Origin of the sequence: Pseudomonas marincola (genome assembly GCF_900116605.1) — a bacterium.
Lineage (GTDB): Bacteria > Pseudomonadota > Gammaproteobacteria > Pseudomonadales > Pseudomonadaceae > Aquipseudomonas > Aquipseudomonas marincola.
Window position 1 is genome coordinate 1 of sequence record NZ_FPBC01000027.1, and the last position, 16,399, is coordinate 16,399.

General features: G+C 48.4%; 15 protein-coding genes. 13 read left to right on the forward strand and 2 right to left on the reverse strand.

The annotated features are described in order from the left end of the window. Positions 1-333 precede the first annotated feature (333 nt). From BM395_RS22940 to BM395_RS22980, 9 genes are all read left to right on the forward strand, one after another. Positions 334-960, forward strand: a complete 627-nt coding sequence (locus BM395_RS22940) for a fimbria/pilus periplasmic chaperone (RefSeq protein WP_280142258.1) — start codon at positions 334-336, stop codon at positions 958-960. 194 nt (positions 961-1,154) lie between these two features. Next, entirely contained in the window at positions 1,155-1,685 is a 531-nt protein-coding gene (locus BM395_RS22945) for a fimbrial protein (protein WP_170860646.1), read from the forward strand. Between the two features lie 289 nt (positions 1,686-1,974). Beyond that, a complete protein-coding gene (locus BM395_RS22950) occupies positions 1,975-2,514 on the forward strand; it encodes a fimbrial protein (protein ID WP_069901294.1) in 540 nt (179 codons plus the stop codon). A gap of 37 nt (positions 2,515-2,551) precedes the next feature. After that, entirely contained in the window at positions 2,552-3,289 is a 738-nt protein-coding gene (locus BM395_RS22955; protein WP_170860647.1) for a fimbrial biogenesis chaperone, read from the forward strand. Between the two features lie 132 nt (positions 3,290-3,421). After that, positions 3,422-5,959: a fimbria/pilus outer membrane usher protein gene (locus BM395_RS22960; protein ID WP_244529036.1), complete on the forward strand. Its 2,538-nt coding sequence runs from the start codon at positions 3,422-3,424 to the stop codon at positions 5,957-5,959. Positions 5,960-5,993: 34 nt separating this feature from the next. Continuing rightward, the gene (locus BM395_RS22965; protein WP_141124132.1) at positions 5,994-7,016 is read left to right on the forward strand and encodes a hypothetical protein; all 1,023 of its coding nucleotides are present in this window, start codon (positions 5,994-5,996) and stop codon (positions 7,014-7,016) included. Between the two features lie 106 nt (positions 7,017-7,122). Beyond that, a complete protein-coding gene (locus BM395_RS22970; RefSeq protein ID WP_090515931.1) occupies positions 7,123-7,491 on the forward strand; it encodes a CidA/LrgA family protein in 369 nt (122 codons plus the stop codon). After that, positions 7,478-8,200, forward strand: coding sequence for an LrgB family protein (locus BM395_RS22975; RefSeq protein WP_090515933.1), 723 nt, complete (start codon positions 7,478-7,480; stop codon positions 8,198-8,200). Before BM395_RS22970 ends, BM395_RS22975 begins: the two co-directional genes overlap by 14 nt. Positions 8,201-8,424: 224 nt before the next feature. After that, on the forward strand, positions 8,425-9,015 hold the full coding sequence (locus BM395_RS22980) for a hypothetical protein (RefSeq protein ID WP_069901298.1): 591 nt from the start codon (positions 8,425-8,427) through the stop codon (positions 9,013-9,015). A gap of 199 nt (positions 9,016-9,214) precedes the next feature. Here BM395_RS22980 and tyrS read toward each other — a convergent pair whose 3' ends face one another. After that, a complete protein-coding gene (gene tyrS, locus BM395_RS22985; protein ID WP_425287665.1) occupies positions 9,215-10,489 on the reverse strand; it encodes a tyrosine--tRNA ligase in 1,275 nt (424 codons plus the stop codon). Positions 10,490-10,563: 74 nt separating this feature from the next. Further along, positions 10,564-11,160, reverse strand: coding sequence for a TetR/AcrR family transcriptional regulator (locus tag BM395_RS22990; protein WP_090515939.1), 597 nt, complete (start codon positions 11,158-11,160; stop codon positions 10,564-10,566). 499 nt (positions 11,161-11,659) lie between these two features. On the opposite strand from BM395_RS22990, the gene BM395_RS22995 reads away from it, so the two are divergent. From BM395_RS22995 to tnpB, 4 genes are all read left to right on the forward strand, one after another. After that, positions 11,660-13,507 (forward strand): Mu transposase C-terminal domain-containing protein, encoded by a 1,848-nt coding sequence (locus BM395_RS22995; RefSeq protein ID WP_090515941.1) that lies wholly within the window; start codon positions 11,660-11,662, stop codon positions 13,505-13,507. Positions 13,508-13,511: 4 nt separating this feature from the next. Further along, on the forward strand, positions 13,512-14,375 hold the full coding sequence (locus BM395_RS23000) for a TniB family NTP-binding protein (protein ID WP_090515943.1): 864 nt from the start codon (positions 13,512-13,514) through the stop codon (positions 14,373-14,375). 9 nt (positions 14,376-14,384) lie between these two features. Further along, positions 14,385-15,425 (forward strand): TniQ family protein, encoded by a 1,041-nt coding sequence (locus BM395_RS23005; protein WP_090515944.1) that lies wholly within the window; start codon positions 14,385-14,387, stop codon positions 15,423-15,425. A 719-nt stretch (positions 15,426-16,144) separates the two neighbouring features. Next, positions 16,145-16,399, forward strand: a 255-nt coding sequence (gene tnpB / locus BM395_RS23015; RefSeq protein WP_141124133.1) for an IS66 family insertion sequence element accessory protein TnpB, incomplete at its 3' end; no start/stop codon positions are given.

The following is a 16,399-nucleotide window of genomic DNA, read 5'->3' on the forward strand; positions in this document are numbered from 1 at the left end:
TAGTAGGGCTCGTTGCGCAGATACACCAATGACAGGTGCTCGAAGTCAGTGCCCTTGTCACGTTCGGACAGTGCTTTCTCGCGGAAGCTGGCAAGGATCTGGGATAAAACTGATGGCATCGTACGTTCCTTATTTATCGTGCTTCTAGGCAATCACAGAGCCTGACGCTACGCTCCAGATCCGTCCTGAAATCCAGTACTTATGGGTGCCGGGTGAGCTAGCACATGAGGAGGCTCCACACTCAGTTCCGGTTTATGAGAAGAATTGTAAGATGCTATAATTACACATGCAATTCCGCTTTACAGGCTTTATGTTACGCTAGACTGAAAAGGGATTTACACACTCAGTTCCGGATACTCTAATAAAAATGATACGCCTGCACTGATTCAGTCTTGGATAGGCACTGGCGACTCTAAAGTCGGGCCCGGCGAGGAGCAGCTACCATTTATCGTTACGCCACCCCTCACAAGAATCGAGCCCAAGCAGGGCCAGTCGCTGCGTATCGCCTACACAGGTGAACCGCTTCCTGAAGATGTAGAGTCGGTATTTTGGTTCAATATGCTGGAGGTGCCGCCGATCGGAAAAGATGCCAAAGGTAATAACTATATCCAGTTAGCATACCGCTCACAATTAAAGTTCTTCTTTCGTCCAGAAGGGTTGAGCGGCAATCCTAAAGCAGCAGGTGCCAATGTAAGTTGGTCGATAGCCAAAGCAGACCAGGGTTATGTACTGCGTGGAACCAATGACTCTGCATTTCACATTAGCATTGCGGGAGCTACACTCACTGTAGGTGGTAAGGATTACCCCAATCAGCAAGGTGGCATGATCCCCCCTAAATCTACTTTCGACTACAAACTTGAAGGCCTGAACAAGCCTGTCGCAAGCGGAAAGATTTTATACCAGTGGATTAATGATTTCGGCAGTATTACCACCACAGAGTCTAAATTGAATTCTGACTGAATGGAATCCATTTGCTCTTGTCCGTTATCGAACTTGGTTACAAGCACTTAGCTCGGCATTTGCCTTCTGCTCCGTTACATAATGCCTCGGTAGATCGGAAACCTCTTACAGCTATCATTTTGCCACTTCGGTAATGTGCATAAACGGTTTCGCTCCAGCAACCTGGAGCCTCAATGATAGCGTTGGAGGAAAATATGAATAAAAGTATCTTATCTGCAGTCATTGCTATTGGTTACATCTCACCTGCTTTTGCAGTTGATGGAACCATTACAATCAATGGAAGTGTTAATAACACCTCATGCAACGTAGTCGTAGATGGACAGGGCACTGATGCAAATATTAAGCTTGAAACCGTGAGTGAAAATTTGCTCATCAATACGGGCGATATTGCAGGCGCGCGTCCTTTTACTCTTGATATGGTTGCTTGCCCACAGGTAGAAGGTGTTCGCGCTAAATTTGAGCAAGATAATGTTTCTCCAACCGAGGGCAATCTGGTGAACCTGATTCCCGTTGAAGTTGGCGGTGCAGCCAAAGTCCAAGTCCAAATTACCAATGCATTAGGCAACGCTATTGATCTGACAGCCAACGGCGATGCTAATTTGTATGTGCCGATAGAAAACGGGAATGCGAGTGTAACTTATCAAGCCCAGTACTTTGCATATGATGGGCAGGTATCGGCTGGTCACGTATACACCGCGTTGGTTTATACGATTGACTATCGTTGATCAAATAACAGTGTCTGGATCAATCTGATGTAATTGCCTGGCTTGTTAACCCACCAGTTCTAGCTGGGGCTTGGTTCAGATTCATCTTGTCACACACTAGAAATCCTGAGTATAGAAGCTGTGCACTTGCACAGCTTTTTTTATGCAAAAAATCTTATCATAACCCACATAAGTCGGACTTTTCCTACATATTAATTTTCAAACTTTGGCTATTGTGCAGTTGTTGCTCTGGGCAAATTCATGCACGTGAGTAACAACAACTCTAACATCTGAAAGCATCGAGGAATTTATGAAGAAGATTATCGCAACCGCTGTTATTGGCATGGGCATCCTCTCGTCTGGTATGGCTGTTGCTGCTGACGGCACTATCACAATTAACGGTCTCGTTACCACCAACTCTTGTGATGTATCAGTTAATGGCGGCACGGGCGATGCCACTCTGACCCTGCCTGATGTTTCTTCGTCTCAGTTGGCCGCAACAGGTGATGTAGCGGGCGCAGAAGACTTCGTCTTCGCACTTACTGGTTGCAGCGCTGGCGGCAAGGTTCGTGCTTACTTCGAAACTGACAACGTCAATACCGGTACAGGCAACCTTGATAACAACACTGCTCCAGTAGACGGCGGCGCAACTAACGTACAAGTGCAGATCACCGACGGTGATGGTGCCCGCATCGATCTGGCTAGCTCATCTCAAGCAAACAACCCATACATCGATATTACCAATGATGCAGCAACTCTGCCGTATAAGGCTCAGTATGTTAGCTCGAATGGTCAAGTTATTGCGGGCTTGGTTAACACTGCTCTCGTTTACACCCTTGAGTATCAATAAGCAGTAAGTAGCTGCTGGTCATCACTAAGGACAGTGTATGTTTGTGCAAGATTGTGTTCGTAATTTTGGTTTAGTCGTTGTTCTCATGAGCGTGTCTGTAGCCAGCAATGCCAGTGTTACTTTATCTGGTACGCGTGCTGTTTATCCAGGCGATGCGCGTGAGATTACAGTTGATATGACCAATCAGAATGACACCCCGGCACTCATGCAAGCATGGCTCGACAGTGGTGATCCAGCAGTGGCTCCAGGCGTTGAAGAACTGCCTTTTATCATAACGCCGCCGCTTACCCGTATTGAACCGAAAGAAGGCCAGACACTTCGAATCGCCTATACAGGAGAGCCACTGCCCAACGATAAAGAGTCTGTCTACTGGTTGAACGTACTTGAAATCCCGGCGAAAAAGAAGGATGTCGAAGGCAAAAACGTTATGCGGATGGCTTTTAGATCTCGCATAAAGCTGTTTTATCGACCTGTCGGTTTACACGGCACAATCTATGACGCTGCTAAGGCAATAACGTGGTCCATGGTTAAAGATGCGGACCGCTATGTACTTCGCGCTACGAATGATAGTCCATACCACGCAAGTATTAGTGGTGTGAAATTAGAGTCTGCGGGCAAGGAGTACAATAACAAGAATGGTGGGATGATTAGTCCTATGGCAAGTAAGGATTATCCACTCACTAACTCACCTGGCTCTTTAAAGAGTGGAACTATTACATTCCGTTGGCTCAATGATTTTGGTATCGCCCAAACACAAGTCACCAAACTTAAGTGAGTGCATCGCTAACATCTAGCTTTGTTTGATTTTTCAGAATAAATTGGTGTAACTGTGCGCTGGCAATCTTATGACTTCTGCACTCATTCTATTTTTTCAAAGTCGAATTTGCTTATAGTTGTGCTGTTCCTAATGTCGCCTCAAGCAGTATTTGCTCAGGAAACACCTCTGTCAGAGAGTGAGTCGACTTCAGAAAGCGATATACAGAAAACAACTGAGGTAGATGAGAACCCGGTCGATGATGATCAGATGTTCGACAGTAGCCTGCTTAAGGGGATGGGCCAGAATATAGACCTGTCTCGTTTTGCGAAAGCAGGGGCGATTGATGCTGGCACTTATCGGATCGATGTTATTGTTAATGGTCAGTCGTCGCTTCGCCAGACCGTTACAGTAATCAAAGATGAGGCAGAAGAGGGCGAGAAACGCTTCTGTTTCACGGCGTCAGACGTCGCACAATGGGGTGTCGACATTCCAAGCTTACCTAACCAGAAAAAGGTCAAGCAGCTTCTGCAAGAGTCTTGCATTGAAGCCAAGATGCTCATTCCCGATGCTACATTCAGCATGAACTTAGCAAAACTCAATGCCCAGTTGAGTATTCCCCAAGCGTATGTAGGCATGGTCAGACCGGATTACATCGATCCAGAAGATTGGGATGCGGGTATCACTGCCGGTTACATTAACTACTCAACTAATGCGTTCCTCAATAAGCAAACTGGTTCGGATGATTCATCCTCATTCAGCGCTAACTTGCGCACGGGCATCAATATCGCAGGCTGGCGCTTTCGACACGATGGCCGGTACGAGAATAACAATGATGAGGCATCTGACTACGACTCGCAAAAGACCTATGTGCAAACCGATGTAACTGGGGCGCTGTCGCAGTTCACCTTGGGAGAATACTTTACGCCAGGTGAAACCCTGGATAGCTTCTCGTTTACGGGCATCCAGATAGCCAGCGATGAATCAATGCTGCCTGAGACTGAGCGTGGTTTCGCTCCGGTTGTGCGTGGTACGGCAGACACTAATGCGAAGGTAACAATTACTCAGGGTGATAACGTTATCTATGAGTCAACCGTTGCTCCAGGCCCTTTTGCTATCAGTGATCTTTATCCCAACAGCAACTCGGGCGATCTCGATGTAGAAGTCACCGAGGCGGATGGCAGGGTTAAACGTTTCACTGTTCCTTTCTCAGCGGTAATCCAAATGCTGCGGCCCGGCACTTCACGCTTCAGTACTACGCTGGGCCGTTTCCGAGACGATAATATTTCTGATGAGCCCGAGTTCGCTCAAGGCACATTCCGCCGTGGTATCACCAATGATTTGACGCTGTATACCGGTGCGACAGGCGCGCAGGATTATTATGCATTTCTTGCCGGCGCAGCAGTCGGTACGCCACTGGGCGCGATTTCGTTGGATGTTACGCACACTCAAGCCAGTAATCTCTCTGTTGATGCCCGCCCCGAAAACGACAAACTCTCGGGTGAAAGTTATCGACTCAGTTACAACCGCTTTATTGACTACAGCCAAACGAACATTTCAATTACTGCATCGCGCTTTTCCAATGAAGAGTATTTGGCGTTCTCGGACTTCGTGCAGTTGAGTGATAATCCTTTAAACGACTTCAACCGAGAGAAAAGTCGCTATCAATTCAATTTAGATCAACCCATAGGCGACTACGGCAGCATTTATATGTCTGGCGTTGTGCAGAATTATTGGGACTCGGAGCAAGACACCACGACGTTTCAAATCGGTCTGAACAAGAGCTTCAGTTGGGGCAATGTCAACCTTACTGCCAGCCGTGATCTTGAGGATGATAGCGAGGAGTCCAGTGATTCGTTCTTGCTCACTATCAGCATGCCTTTTGAGCTTGGCAGCGATCGCGCCTATATCAATACCAGTGTGTCGTCGGACGGTGACGACAAGCATGGATTTCGTACCAGCTTGAATGGCACCGGCGGTGCTAACGATCAGCTCAATTATGGTGTTTACGGCGCTGCCGACTTGGACAGCTCGGGTAACACTGAAAACTACGGTGGCGATTTGCAGTACCGTACGAGCTTGACCCAGTTAGGTACGAGCACCAGTCAAGGTGAAGACTTCAGCCAATATACAGTCTCTGCAACCGGCACCTTGTTGGCACACAGCGGCGGTTTAGTCGCGTCGCCGGAGCAGGGCGACACCATGGCCTTGATCGAGGCAGAGGGCGCAGAAGGCGCGGCGATCAGGGGCGGATTAGGGACTAAAGTCAACGCTGGCGGATATGCGGCGGTGACCAACCTGACCCCGTATCGCAAAAATACCGTTGCACTCGACCCTAAAGGGCTTTCACGTGATGTTGAGTTGTCACTGACTTCTCAAGAAACCGTGCCGCGTCGGGGGGCTGTTGTTAAGCTTGAATACCCTACAGTTACCGGTAGCCCATTGTTATTGCGCGTTAAGCGCGACCCTAAGATTCCATTCGGCGCTCAGGTTCTAGATGCTGCAGGCGAGCAGGTAAGCCTTGTGGGGCAGGGCGGTCTTATCTTTATTCGTGGGGAATATCCCGAACTGCGCGTTGTGTGGGGACAAGGAATAGACGAGTCTTGTACGCTGGTTTACGACAGGCCCGAAGACGCGCCAGACGGTAATTATGTGCAGGTTCAGGCGCAGTGCATATCTGAAGCCAGCTAATTGCCAATCATGATGATAAAAGGATCTTATATTCATGAAGACTTCATTTTTAGCTGCAAATGCACGGGCGTTGCTCGTGCCCACGACTCTCAGTGCACTAACAGGATTGTTGTTTACCGGCGATGCGCTTGCCTCGTGTTCCGGCGTTGAGAACTGGGAATGCCGCTTCTCTGCTTTGAATACAATCTACTCAGGCATGACTGCGGTGAACAACGACATCGTTGCGGGCACTGTGATCGGCAATGTGACCGTTAATTATCAGTACTCATGCTCAATCCCCATGAGTTCGGGTGACCGGACCATTCGCTTCGGTATGGCAACTGAAAACAATGTCAGAAGTGGCGCCGATCTTCTGACCAATGTTGATGGCCTGACCTACCGGGTCGCGGGGGGCGTAAGTATTGGTTCCGATCCTTTCCTGACCACAGTTGGTGGGGTCAACAATCGGGTACAGATTGACGCGATAAGAGCGGCTAGCGGCGACGCTGACACCTGTATCGAAGGCAGCAATAGCGTCAAAGTCTTCGATGTAATTAAAGATGGCCAGATTACCGACTCCACCCACATCGCCCTGGACTTTCCGCGTTCAGTGAATTTCATGACGGCGCGCTATTCCAACGCCGCAGTGAACACCAAGACCCTGCGCGTGGTGCCATCAGTTGCCACCATCGATGCTGCCGCGACAACCTGCACAATGAGTGCGCCAACCAATGTGGTGTTCCCACCTATTCCTACGCGGCTGGGAAATACCAAGCCAAGCAAGGATTTCAAGTTTTCATGGACTTGCAGCTCCATCGCCAACACCACAACCAGCTTCTCTGCACCTGGCTATGCGCCCCTGAGTGGGGGCGTTGGCATCCAGGATGAAAATACACGGGTCATCCTCAAACTGAAAAACACCGAGACGGGCGCCTACATTCCCTTCGGCACCGAGCAGGCCAAGCAAATCCCTTCGGGCGGAACCGACATTACTTTCACCGCCGAACTGTCCCAGCTAGAGCGACTTAACGCCGGTGAGTTCGGTTTTGATGTGGTCTACACAACTTTTTATAAGTGAATACAGCGGTTTTCAGGTGACTGATATGGTTTTTGTGTTCTCGACTGATGCTATGCAGTCGCTCTACAGCGAGGCATAGTTAGGGTTTTTCCGTCGAGAATATCTCATGCTCAAAGGACTGACCTTACTGTTAGCGCTGCAATTGCTGGGGAGTCTGATCAGTACCCTGTGGCTACCGATGCTGCCCGGCGCCATTATCGGCATGTTGCTGCTGGTGGTTATTTTGGCCATACGCGGGATTGATGAGTCATTGCAACAAGCGGCCAACTGGCTATTGAGCTATCTACCCTTGCTGCTGGTCGTGCCTGCTGCCGGAATCATGGTTTCCGGCACCGCCTTACTCGACGAAGGAGTGGCCATCGCAGCGGCACTAGTGCTTTCGGTGATTATTACCGTACCGCTTTGCGGCCTGCTGATGCAGTACCTCACCGTGCGTCTTGAGCGCAAAGCCGAGGCCGCCAATGAGCCTGAGTGATGTTTCAGCCGCCTGGCACAACCTTATATTCAATCCGGTATTCTCATTGGTTGTGACGCTGGTTGCGTTTCAAATTGCAGTCGTGATTTACCGTCGCAGTGGCTGGTTGGTGCTGCAGCCGGTCATGGTTGCAATGGTTTTGATCGTATCGACCTTGCTGCTTACCGGCCTTGATTACACAACCTATCGCCAAGGCGCAGAACCGATTGCAATGTTGTTAGGGCCAGCAACTGTTGGCTTGGCCGTACCGCTTTACAACAATATGAAGCGTATTCGTCTGCTGCTCTGGCCAATTCTGATCACTGTATTGGTCGGCGGAATTTTGATTGTGGTGCTCACCGTGCTGATTGCCTATTTGCTGGGTGCCAGCCTGCCCGTGATGATTACGCTTTCATCTAAATCAGTCACCATGCCTATTGCCATGCTGGTGACGGATCAGTTGCACGGCATCGCATCGTTGGCGGCAGTATTTGTGATGCTCACCGGTGTGATCGGCACAGCGCTCGGGCCAATGTTATTGCGTCGAGTTGGCGTTGTGCATCCAGCTGCACGCGGCATGACTTATGGCATGAATGCGCACGCCATCGGCACTGCCCGCGCCCTCGAAGAAAGCAGCGAAACAGGCGCATTTGCAGCACTTGCAATGAGTTTGCTCGGCGTTTTCACTGCCGTATTGCTACCGCTGGCTGCAAATTTCTTTATCGACTAGCTGTATTTGCTACAACCCGGCGTAAACGGCGTCGGGTTCACTGGAGTCGAAGCGATCAAGGGCAGGGGAGTGATAAACCGCTGTTTTCTTCTACACTCGAAACAACTTTGCGCACGTCCAACCGCATAAGCCTGTGCACAAACGCTTGTGGCGTTTCACAGATGATTTACTCAGCAAGTAGCCATCATAGATGGGTCAATGGTTTCCATTTCTAAGGATCGTGTATGGAGTCAGAGGTACTCAACCCGGACTCGTTTTTCCACGTTCGAGTGATCATCGGCATGGTCACAGGCCTCAGCGTGGCAAGGCTGCTCAATGGCCTTGCGCGTTTCGTGCAGCATCCAAAACGTGAATACATCTATAGCGTGCATTTGGGCTGGGTATTTTTCCTGCTGCTCGCTGTCGTGCATTTTTGGTGGTTCGAGTTTGCGCTGGTGAAAATAACGCGCTGGACCTTTGAGCTGTACTTCTTTGTCATCTGTTACGCAGCGCTGTATTTCTTCATCTGCGCCATCTTGTTTCCAGACAACCTCGATGAATACTCCGGGTTCAAAGCGTATTTCCATTCACGCCGAACCTGGTTTTATGGCCTGCTTGCAGCGTTGTTCGCAGTCGACATGATCGACAGTGCACTGAAAGGTGATGAGCATTTCCGTGCGTTGGGAATCGAGTATCAAATACGTCAGGCGTGTTTGATTACTATGTCGCTTATCGGCACCCGCGTCGCCAATGACCGTTATCATCAGGCGTTTGTCATCATCGCCTTGGCAGCAGAAGTCTGGTGGATTGTCAGTGAGTTCAATGTTCTAACCTGAGCGGGCTCAGGCTTTGTTGATCGTAGCGCTTGCATTCACAACCGCTCGCGCAAACTCGCCGCTCAGCTATCGACAGAATGCCTCGATTTGAGTCAGCCCATGCCCGCCGAACCGTTTACGCAACATTGCAGCCGCTAAGCAAGTAGCGCCTGCAATGTGCTGTCACGCATCAATATCATCAATGCCTGACAGAAAGAACTCACTGCGAAACTTCAATCTGGATGTGACGTTTCTTGCCCAGCGCAACATGCCAGCGCGAATCGTCAGGGCTCAATAGTTCGTCTCCGGATTGCATTACTTCTCCGTTCACACGCAGGCCACCGCCTTTGGCCAAGCGCCGCACGGCACTTAGTGAAGGCTCCACTCCACACGTCACCAATGCAGCAGCGATGGTGAGGCCACCAGTCAGCTGAGATCGATCTACCGAGAAACAAGGCAAATCATTTCCATGCTTGCCGCCCGCAAACAAAGCCAAGGCCGTGGCGCTGGCTTGCTCGGCCGCTGCTTCGCCGTGAGCAAGGGTAGTCACGTGATTGGCGAGCACAATTTTCGCCTGGTTCAGCGCGGCGCCTTCTACGTTGGCTAAACGGTCGATTTCGTTGAGTGGCAGTTCGGTAAAGAGAGCGAGAAACCGTCGAACATCACGGTCGTCACAATTACGCCAGAACTGCCAGAAGTCGAAGGGCGAGAGCCGCTCGCTATCCAGCCACACAGCTCCGTTCATGGATTTACCCATCTTCTTGCCATCCGCCGTTGCCAGCAGCGGCATCGTTAGACCGAACAGTTCACAGCCGTCGCGGCGGCGTCCAAGCTCAACCCCGTTGATTATGTTTGCCCACTGATCTGCGCCGCCCAATTGCACCGTGCAGTTTTGACGTTTGGCCAGTTCGGTAAAGTCATGTGCCTGGAGCAACGTGTAACCGAACTCCAGAAACGACAACGAGTTTTCGCGATCAAGGCGCTGACGCACAGCGTCAAAGGTCAACAAACGATTGATCGAGAAGTAGCGGCCCACGTCGTTCAAGAACTGCAGGTAGCCGATCTGATCCAACCACTCTGCGTTATCAACGACCTGACCGGCCGTCTCGCCAAGGGTTAGATAGCGCGAAAAAGTGCGTGTAATGCCGACAATATTCGCGTCAATTTGATCATTGGTGAGGAGAGGGCGGCTCTCATCGCGAAAGCTCGGATCGCCGATGCGTGTGGTAGCACCGCCAATCAACAAAACCGGCCGATGCCCAGCTTTTTGCAGCCAGCGCATAAGCATCAGGCCCTGAAGATGCCCGACATGCAGGCTATCCGCTGTCGCATCAAAACCCAGGTACACGGTTCGCGAGCCGGTAGCCAAGTGAGTACGAAGCCCTTCGAGATCAGTGGACTGGTGAATGAAACCACGGCTTGCGAGTGTCGCAACCAGATCAATGTTTGAATTCATCGTGTCTATCCAAAACAACGTGCAATGCGGGTTGCGCATTGCATTCGAGAATGTAAAACGCTGGGCAACCTGACTGCTGGTTGCGGCGTCTTTGGTTAACGCATATCCAGGGCCTAACGCTCAACTAACGGCAGGCCAATGATGCTGAGCAGCTGGCGTATCGCATCAAAACGCCGTAAATAGGCGGCGTCGTTCCCGTATATAAGCTCGACGTTAAGGCTATCGATCAAGGCTAAATAGGCCTCTGCGAGCAAGTCAGCACGAGGTGCAGATATCCCTGCATACGAGCGTTCAAGGCACGCCTGAAAATGCCCTTGGATGTAGATCAGGTACTCGCCAAAATCTGCTTTCACTTTGTGCTCGAGCGGTGCCGGCGGATAAAAGGCTGCCCGCAGCAGAAATCGTAACGCCGCACTTTGTGCGTACCGTGTTTGCAGCTTACTGACGTAGCGCTCGCCGGGCACCTCAGCAGAGTTATCGGCCTTGAACTGTGCTGCAACGTAATCTCGCTCGTGCTGCAACGCGAGGTTCAGCACCGCGATGTAGAGATCATCTTTGCCGGTGAAGTGGGCGTAGAGCGATGCCTTCTTGATCCCAGCGCTGCCCGCAATGTCGTTCAGAGACGCCGCGTCATAACCGCGCTCGGCAAAATGCTCTAAGGCGTGTAGAACAATGCGCCCGGCTGCTGGGGTTAGGGAATTGGTAGCCATGATTTACTCTTTAAACTTCCTACCGGTCGGTAGGTTATGGTGCAAATCATAAAGTCGCCGGTTTCATGGGTCAATGGATTTGGTCGGGTTTTCCCGCTAGCGGCGACCATTGAGAACGAAGCAAGACGGAACTCAGCCGCGAAGGTACTGTTGGCTCTGCATGGTTGTGTGATGGTGCATGTTGTTGGCTTATCCTGACTACTTGGTTCCACATACAAAACGGGCCAGCTTTCACGCACCGTATAGATTGCAGCTTGATTAACGCATAGGCTGCAGGAATCAGAGCTAACAACAAGCGGCAAGCCGTGGTTGCCTGATCAGGCAAGAAATTGTGATTTTCTGTGGGTGTCGATTTTCCTTAAATACTGGAATTTACAACTCCTTGATTTTCATGTGGAAAAAATCTTTCGACCTGCGTGGTCGGTAAAATCCACCTGGTCATTCTTGCGTATGAAGGTCAATGTGCTTGAATTCTTCCTTATAAAGAAACGAGTGCGCCATGATGAAAATCAGACAAGGTGATCGATTTTTATATGAGGGTAATATTTGTTCTTATATTGCATCCCTCTCCCTTGAAACCGTGCAGCTTTATAATGTTAAGAAAAAAGTATATATAGAAGTAAAGATTGAAGATTTGCAGCCAGTGCCAGAAAGTGATAACTCAGATATAAGTACTGATGATGTCCTTTCTGCTTCAGTAGAAGAGTGGGAAATCGCAGAGTATAGGTATAGGTCTATACAAGATTTTTTAATACAAGATAAAGCAATCAGAAAAATATCTGACTTGAAGGAAAAGCTGAATCTGAGTCAGTCAAGATGTTACAGCTTACTTAACAGCTTTGATGAAGAGCATGGTCCGTCCTCATTGCTAAGAAAGATTAGAGGTCGTAAAGCTGGAGCGAAGCATCTAAAAGAACAAGTCGAAAGCATTATTCAATACAGTATAAAGGATACATGGAAAGGACCAGGAGCTAGAATTAAGGGTGTATATAATGATGTTAAAGAAAAGTGTTATAGAGCTGCCATTCCACCACCATCTTATAAAGCGGTACGTGCTAGATTAAAAGAAATTAAATCATCTACACTGGTTAGGCTTCGTGACGGCAGCAAGAAAGCTAATGACTTATTTCAGCCTAGAACAAAGCAGCTTAATGTCAGTGCCCCATTGCACTTCTGGCAAATGGATCATTGTGTGATTGATTGTGTTGTGGTAGACGAAATACATCGCAAGGCGCTGTGTAGGCCGTGGGCTACAATAATAATTGATGTTTATAGTCGCGTTATTGTCGGATTTTATCTTTCGTTGCATGCCCCTAATAGTTATAGTGTAGCAATGGCAATCAGTCATGCTGTAATGCCAAAAGAAAGATGGATAGCTGCACTTGGTGATGATGATTTGTTTTGCCCGTACTATGGTACGCCGAAAGTTATTGCAATGGATAATGCAAAGGAGTTTATCTCAAGGACGCTCAAGGTTGCTGCCCTGAAACATAATATACAGTTGTCATGGCGGCCAAAGGGTAAGGCCTGGTGGGGAGGGCACATTGAGAGGTTAAATGGCACGTTGGCGATGAGCTACATTCATTTTCTGCCGGGAACAACACTGTCGAATGTTATATTGCGGGGCGAATATGATAGTAACAAGCATGCTTGTTTAACATTCTCTGAGTTTCGTCTTTGGTTCGCTCGAGCAGTACAAATGTACCATAATACCGAACATCGCCGCTTAGAGGGAATGACCCCTCACGAGAAATGGATTGCAGGTTTAACTCGGAAAAGCGGGGAGCTCGAACACCCTAAATTGCTGGATAATCCTGAGGAATTTGTCTTAGACTTCCTGCCGCAGAAAGAAAGAGTGATAACTAGAGAAGGTATACAGATTTGGGGATTATTCTACTGGGAGTCATCTTTGAGCGCATATGTTTCTAAATCACAGAAGCAAGTAGTGAAATACAATCCGCTCTCGCTGCGGCATGTTTGGGTGAATCCAACTGGAAAGCGATATATCAAAGTGCCATATAAGGATATCACAAAGCCAGACATAAGCCTTGAAGAGTTAAAGGTAGCTAAACGGCAGGAACAAAATTTTGCTTCTTCAGAAGGAAGGGCAGCAAGAGCTAGGTCTCGGACCGATGCTGTTTTTTTTATGGCTCAAAAAAATCGTGAGTTGGTAGAAGCAGCAAAAGCCAATACCCGTACATCAAAAAAAATATATGAAAACAAGAAGCAATCTGCATTTTTCGAGCAAGCAATTGGCACGGATACCGGCGAGTCAAACTTTGGGTCTGAAATTCATCCTGATACGTATGATGACACACCCATGACTTTCCCCGTCGAAGTTGAATGAGAGTATGAGTAATTCTATGGGCTACGAACATGTTATCCAGCAGCGACGCCATTTGGTTAATGCAGAAGAGGCCATTCGGGTGAGTGCCATCCACGAGGATATCTGGGTGGAATACCCCCTCGCAACGAAAATTTTGGCGACCGTGCGATACATGATCCAGATGCCGAAGAAAATTCAAGCGCCTTGCTTACTGATTCACTCGAATCCAGGTATGGGTAAGTCAACACTTTTCCACAAAATAAATACGATTTATGGCTTCTCGTCTGGACAGGCCAATTGTTTAGCATCGATGACAATCCGTGTATCAGACACGGTAAGTCACAAAGCATTCGCCACCTCTGTTGTCACTACTTTGACTGGGGGAGCGTATAAAAAGAGCGCAATTGACGATAAAAGCCTTGTTTCAGCCATTGCGATGCGAAATATCGTTGGAATAATGTTCGATGAGCTTAATGATATTCTCCTCTCCGGTCGCTTAGATCAGGCAAAGAACATGAAGTATCTGAAGGAGCTTTCTGGATATCCTTACTCACTGATTATTATTGTTGTTGGCACGCACGCTTGTAATGAAGCTCTTAGCGCGGATAAGCAATTACTCAGGAGGTTCACGTCATTCGAGTTGCCTCCTTGGCGGGATGAGCGTGTGCTTTTAGCGTTTATAAATTCATACATCTCGACGTTTCCTTTAAGGCGACCATCAATGCTAGGTAAGCCTTCAATTATAAAACATATAATCCATGAATCGAATGGGGTGCTTGATAATATAAAAGTATTACTGTGCCATGCTGCGTGTTGGGCAATCATTGATGGTCGCGAAGAGATTGACTTCGAAATGATCAAAAAAGGCCGTGATATTCCTGCTGTATAAGGTGATACATTGAAGAGATTGCGTAATAACGAGAGTATTTCTTCTTTGATAGAGCGTCTTTGGTTCTATGCCAGTGTGGATGGCGCCCTTGAAGAAAGTTCAGCATTTGAAGATTTTTTTAATAGTCGTGAGGGGCTTGATATTGACTACTACAATGATGATGATTTGGCAAAATTAAATTCAATAATAGAGCCGGTACAACCAAATCTTGCCGGCGCCTCGAAGCCTTATACACAGTTTTATTTACTAGACTCTGCGAGTAGGATCAGCTTTTGCCCTGCCTGTGCAGAAGAAGATCTAAAAAGCGCAAGGACTATTATATGGCGGATACACTGGTCGTATGGCTGGTATGTTGTTTGCCTTGAGCACAGCTGCATGTTGATGACGATCAGTAAAGGCAATTACATCAGTCGTGTTGGGCAGCGAACTGAATCGGCTTTAAGGATGCTTGCCTGTAGACCGCATGCTAAATACTCTGTCTCGTTATTGCCGCCTGACTCAATAACCACCAGTACGATTCCTCATAACTTCATGCGTGCGGAGTGCGAGATTTTAGACATTGCGTTACGTGTGCAGAAAAGAATTATGTATCTTATTGAAGCTGGCAATTATGGCTGCTCTGAGTTAGCAATGATAAGTGACCTTTTAGCACTCACCTTAAGAGGTCATGTACGAGGTAAAGAAATCATTCCTTATTCTTACCGACTTGCTAAACAGCTAACTGGAATCGGGTATTCTAACTACATTGATATGGGGAGCAAGCATGCAACGGTTATGACTGGTGAGTATGCGGTCTGTGCAAGTTACCCTAGAATGATTGGTCTCGCCCTGACAGCAGCAATTATCCGCCACTCAGGTGTTGATTTTCGATGGTATCGAGTGTGTGACCTGCTTGCTGAGCGTGGAATACTAGTGCCGCGTACTAGTAAATTACTTTACTTGGCCGTCGTCGGTGGTGCAGACACTGCTGAACATAGATGGTACTTAAAACGTGTGAAATCCTATCCGATAGAACTAAGAAAGATTTGCAAGGAGTACTATACTATTTAGCGGGTGTATGACGTAATTATTACTTCGCATTTGCTGTGCGATTAAGTAGTGTTAACAAATTTTCGCAATCAATTTCATTCAAGGCTCTATGTGTCATTCGTAATCCACTTCGCCCAACATGTTTAATAATTGACTCTACCGGCCAATTTTGGGCTACCGCCCACTCTACAAACCCTCGCCTTAGGCTATTACCCTGTACATGAATATCGAAATCATTCTCCTTAACAATGTTACTCAGTAGCGGTGCTATAGATTTTGGTTGCATAGCTTTCAGCGAGATTGCCCCCCATACGTCTATGCTCCTAAATACCTGTCCAGAGGTTATTGGGGCTAAATTAATCCAGCTCTGTAGTGCTTGGACAGGACAGTGTGTGTCTAAATAGGGTATTAAATTTTTAGTCGCCTCTTTGTCCTCCCTTATGATTTTAATTGATGCCCCTTTACCAGGTATAAACTTAATGTTGTCTAGGTGCATGTCCGCAATTTGCTTCGCCGTTAGCGCCAGCCAAAAACCGCACAAAAGAATCGCTCTGTCTCTGTGTATTTTAATAGATGAACGGCAGGGAGTTATCTGGTCATAACAGGCATTACTCTCCAGCGCACGTTGCAAGCTGGAGTCTACTTCATGTAGCTTTTCAGTAAGCGCTCCATAAACCCCACCTGCCTATAGCCCGCAGATCAGCGGATGCTGAACTCCTGTTTTCTCTGGAGTTCATCCCATGATGCGTCCCGACGCCAAGGTCCAAAAGGTTTATCTGTATCCCAAGCCTGTCGACTTCCGCAAATCCATCAATGGCCTGGCGGCGCTGGTCGAGCTGGACATCAAGGTGGAGGTGTTCAACCCGGTGCTGTTCGTGTTCCTCAATCGCACCCGCAGCCAGGTCAAGATTCTCTACTGGGAGCGCAATGGCTTCTGCCTGTGGCTCAAGCGTCTGGAAGCCGAGCGCTTCAAGACCAAACCCGATGCCGGTGAC

Bases quoted from the DNA above. Each gene is read 5' to 3' on its own strand.
- BM395_RS22945 (WP_170860646.1), top strand. From the start codon at position 1,155: ATGAATAAAAGTATCTTATCTGCAGTCATTGCTATTGGTTACATCTCA.
- BM395_RS22950 (WP_069901294.1), top strand. From the start codon at position 1,975: ATGAAGAAGATTATCGCAACCGCTGTTATTGGCATGGGCATCCTCTCG.
- BM395_RS22955 (WP_170860647.1), top strand. From the start codon at position 2,552: ATGTTTGTGCAAGATTGTGTTCGTAATTTTGGTTTAGTCGTTGTTCTC.
- BM395_RS22960 (WP_244529036.1), top strand. From the start codon at position 3,422: ATGTCGCCTCAAGCAGTATTTGCTCAGGAAACACCTCTGTCAGAGAGT.
- BM395_RS22965 (WP_141124132.1), top strand. From the start codon at position 5,994: ATGAAGACTTCATTTTTAGCTGCAAATGCACGGGCGTTGCTCGTGCCC.
- BM395_RS22970 (WP_090515931.1), top strand. From the start codon at position 7,123: ATGCTCAAAGGACTGACCTTACTGTTAGCGCTGCAATTGCTGGGGAGT.
- BM395_RS22975 (WP_090515933.1), top strand. From the start codon at position 7,478: ATGAGCCTGAGTGATGTTTCAGCCGCCTGGCACAACCTTATATTCAAT.
- BM395_RS22980 (WP_069901298.1), top strand. From the start codon at position 8,425: ATGGAGTCAGAGGTACTCAACCCGGACTCGTTTTTCCACGTTCGAGTG.
- tyrS (WP_425287665.1), bottom strand. From the start codon at position 10,489: ATGCGCAACCCGCATTGCACGTTGTTTTGGATAGACACGATGAATTCA.
- BM395_RS22990 (WP_090515939.1), bottom strand. From the start codon at position 11,160: ATGGCTACCAATTCCCTAACCCCAGCAGCCGGGCGCATTGTTCTACAC.
- BM395_RS22995 (WP_090515941.1), top strand. From the start codon at position 11,660: ATGATGAAAATCAGACAAGGTGATCGATTTTTATATGAGGGTAATATT.
- BM395_RS23000 (WP_090515943.1), top strand. From the start codon at position 13,512: ATGAGTAATTCTATGGGCTACGAACATGTTATCCAGCAGCGACGCCAT.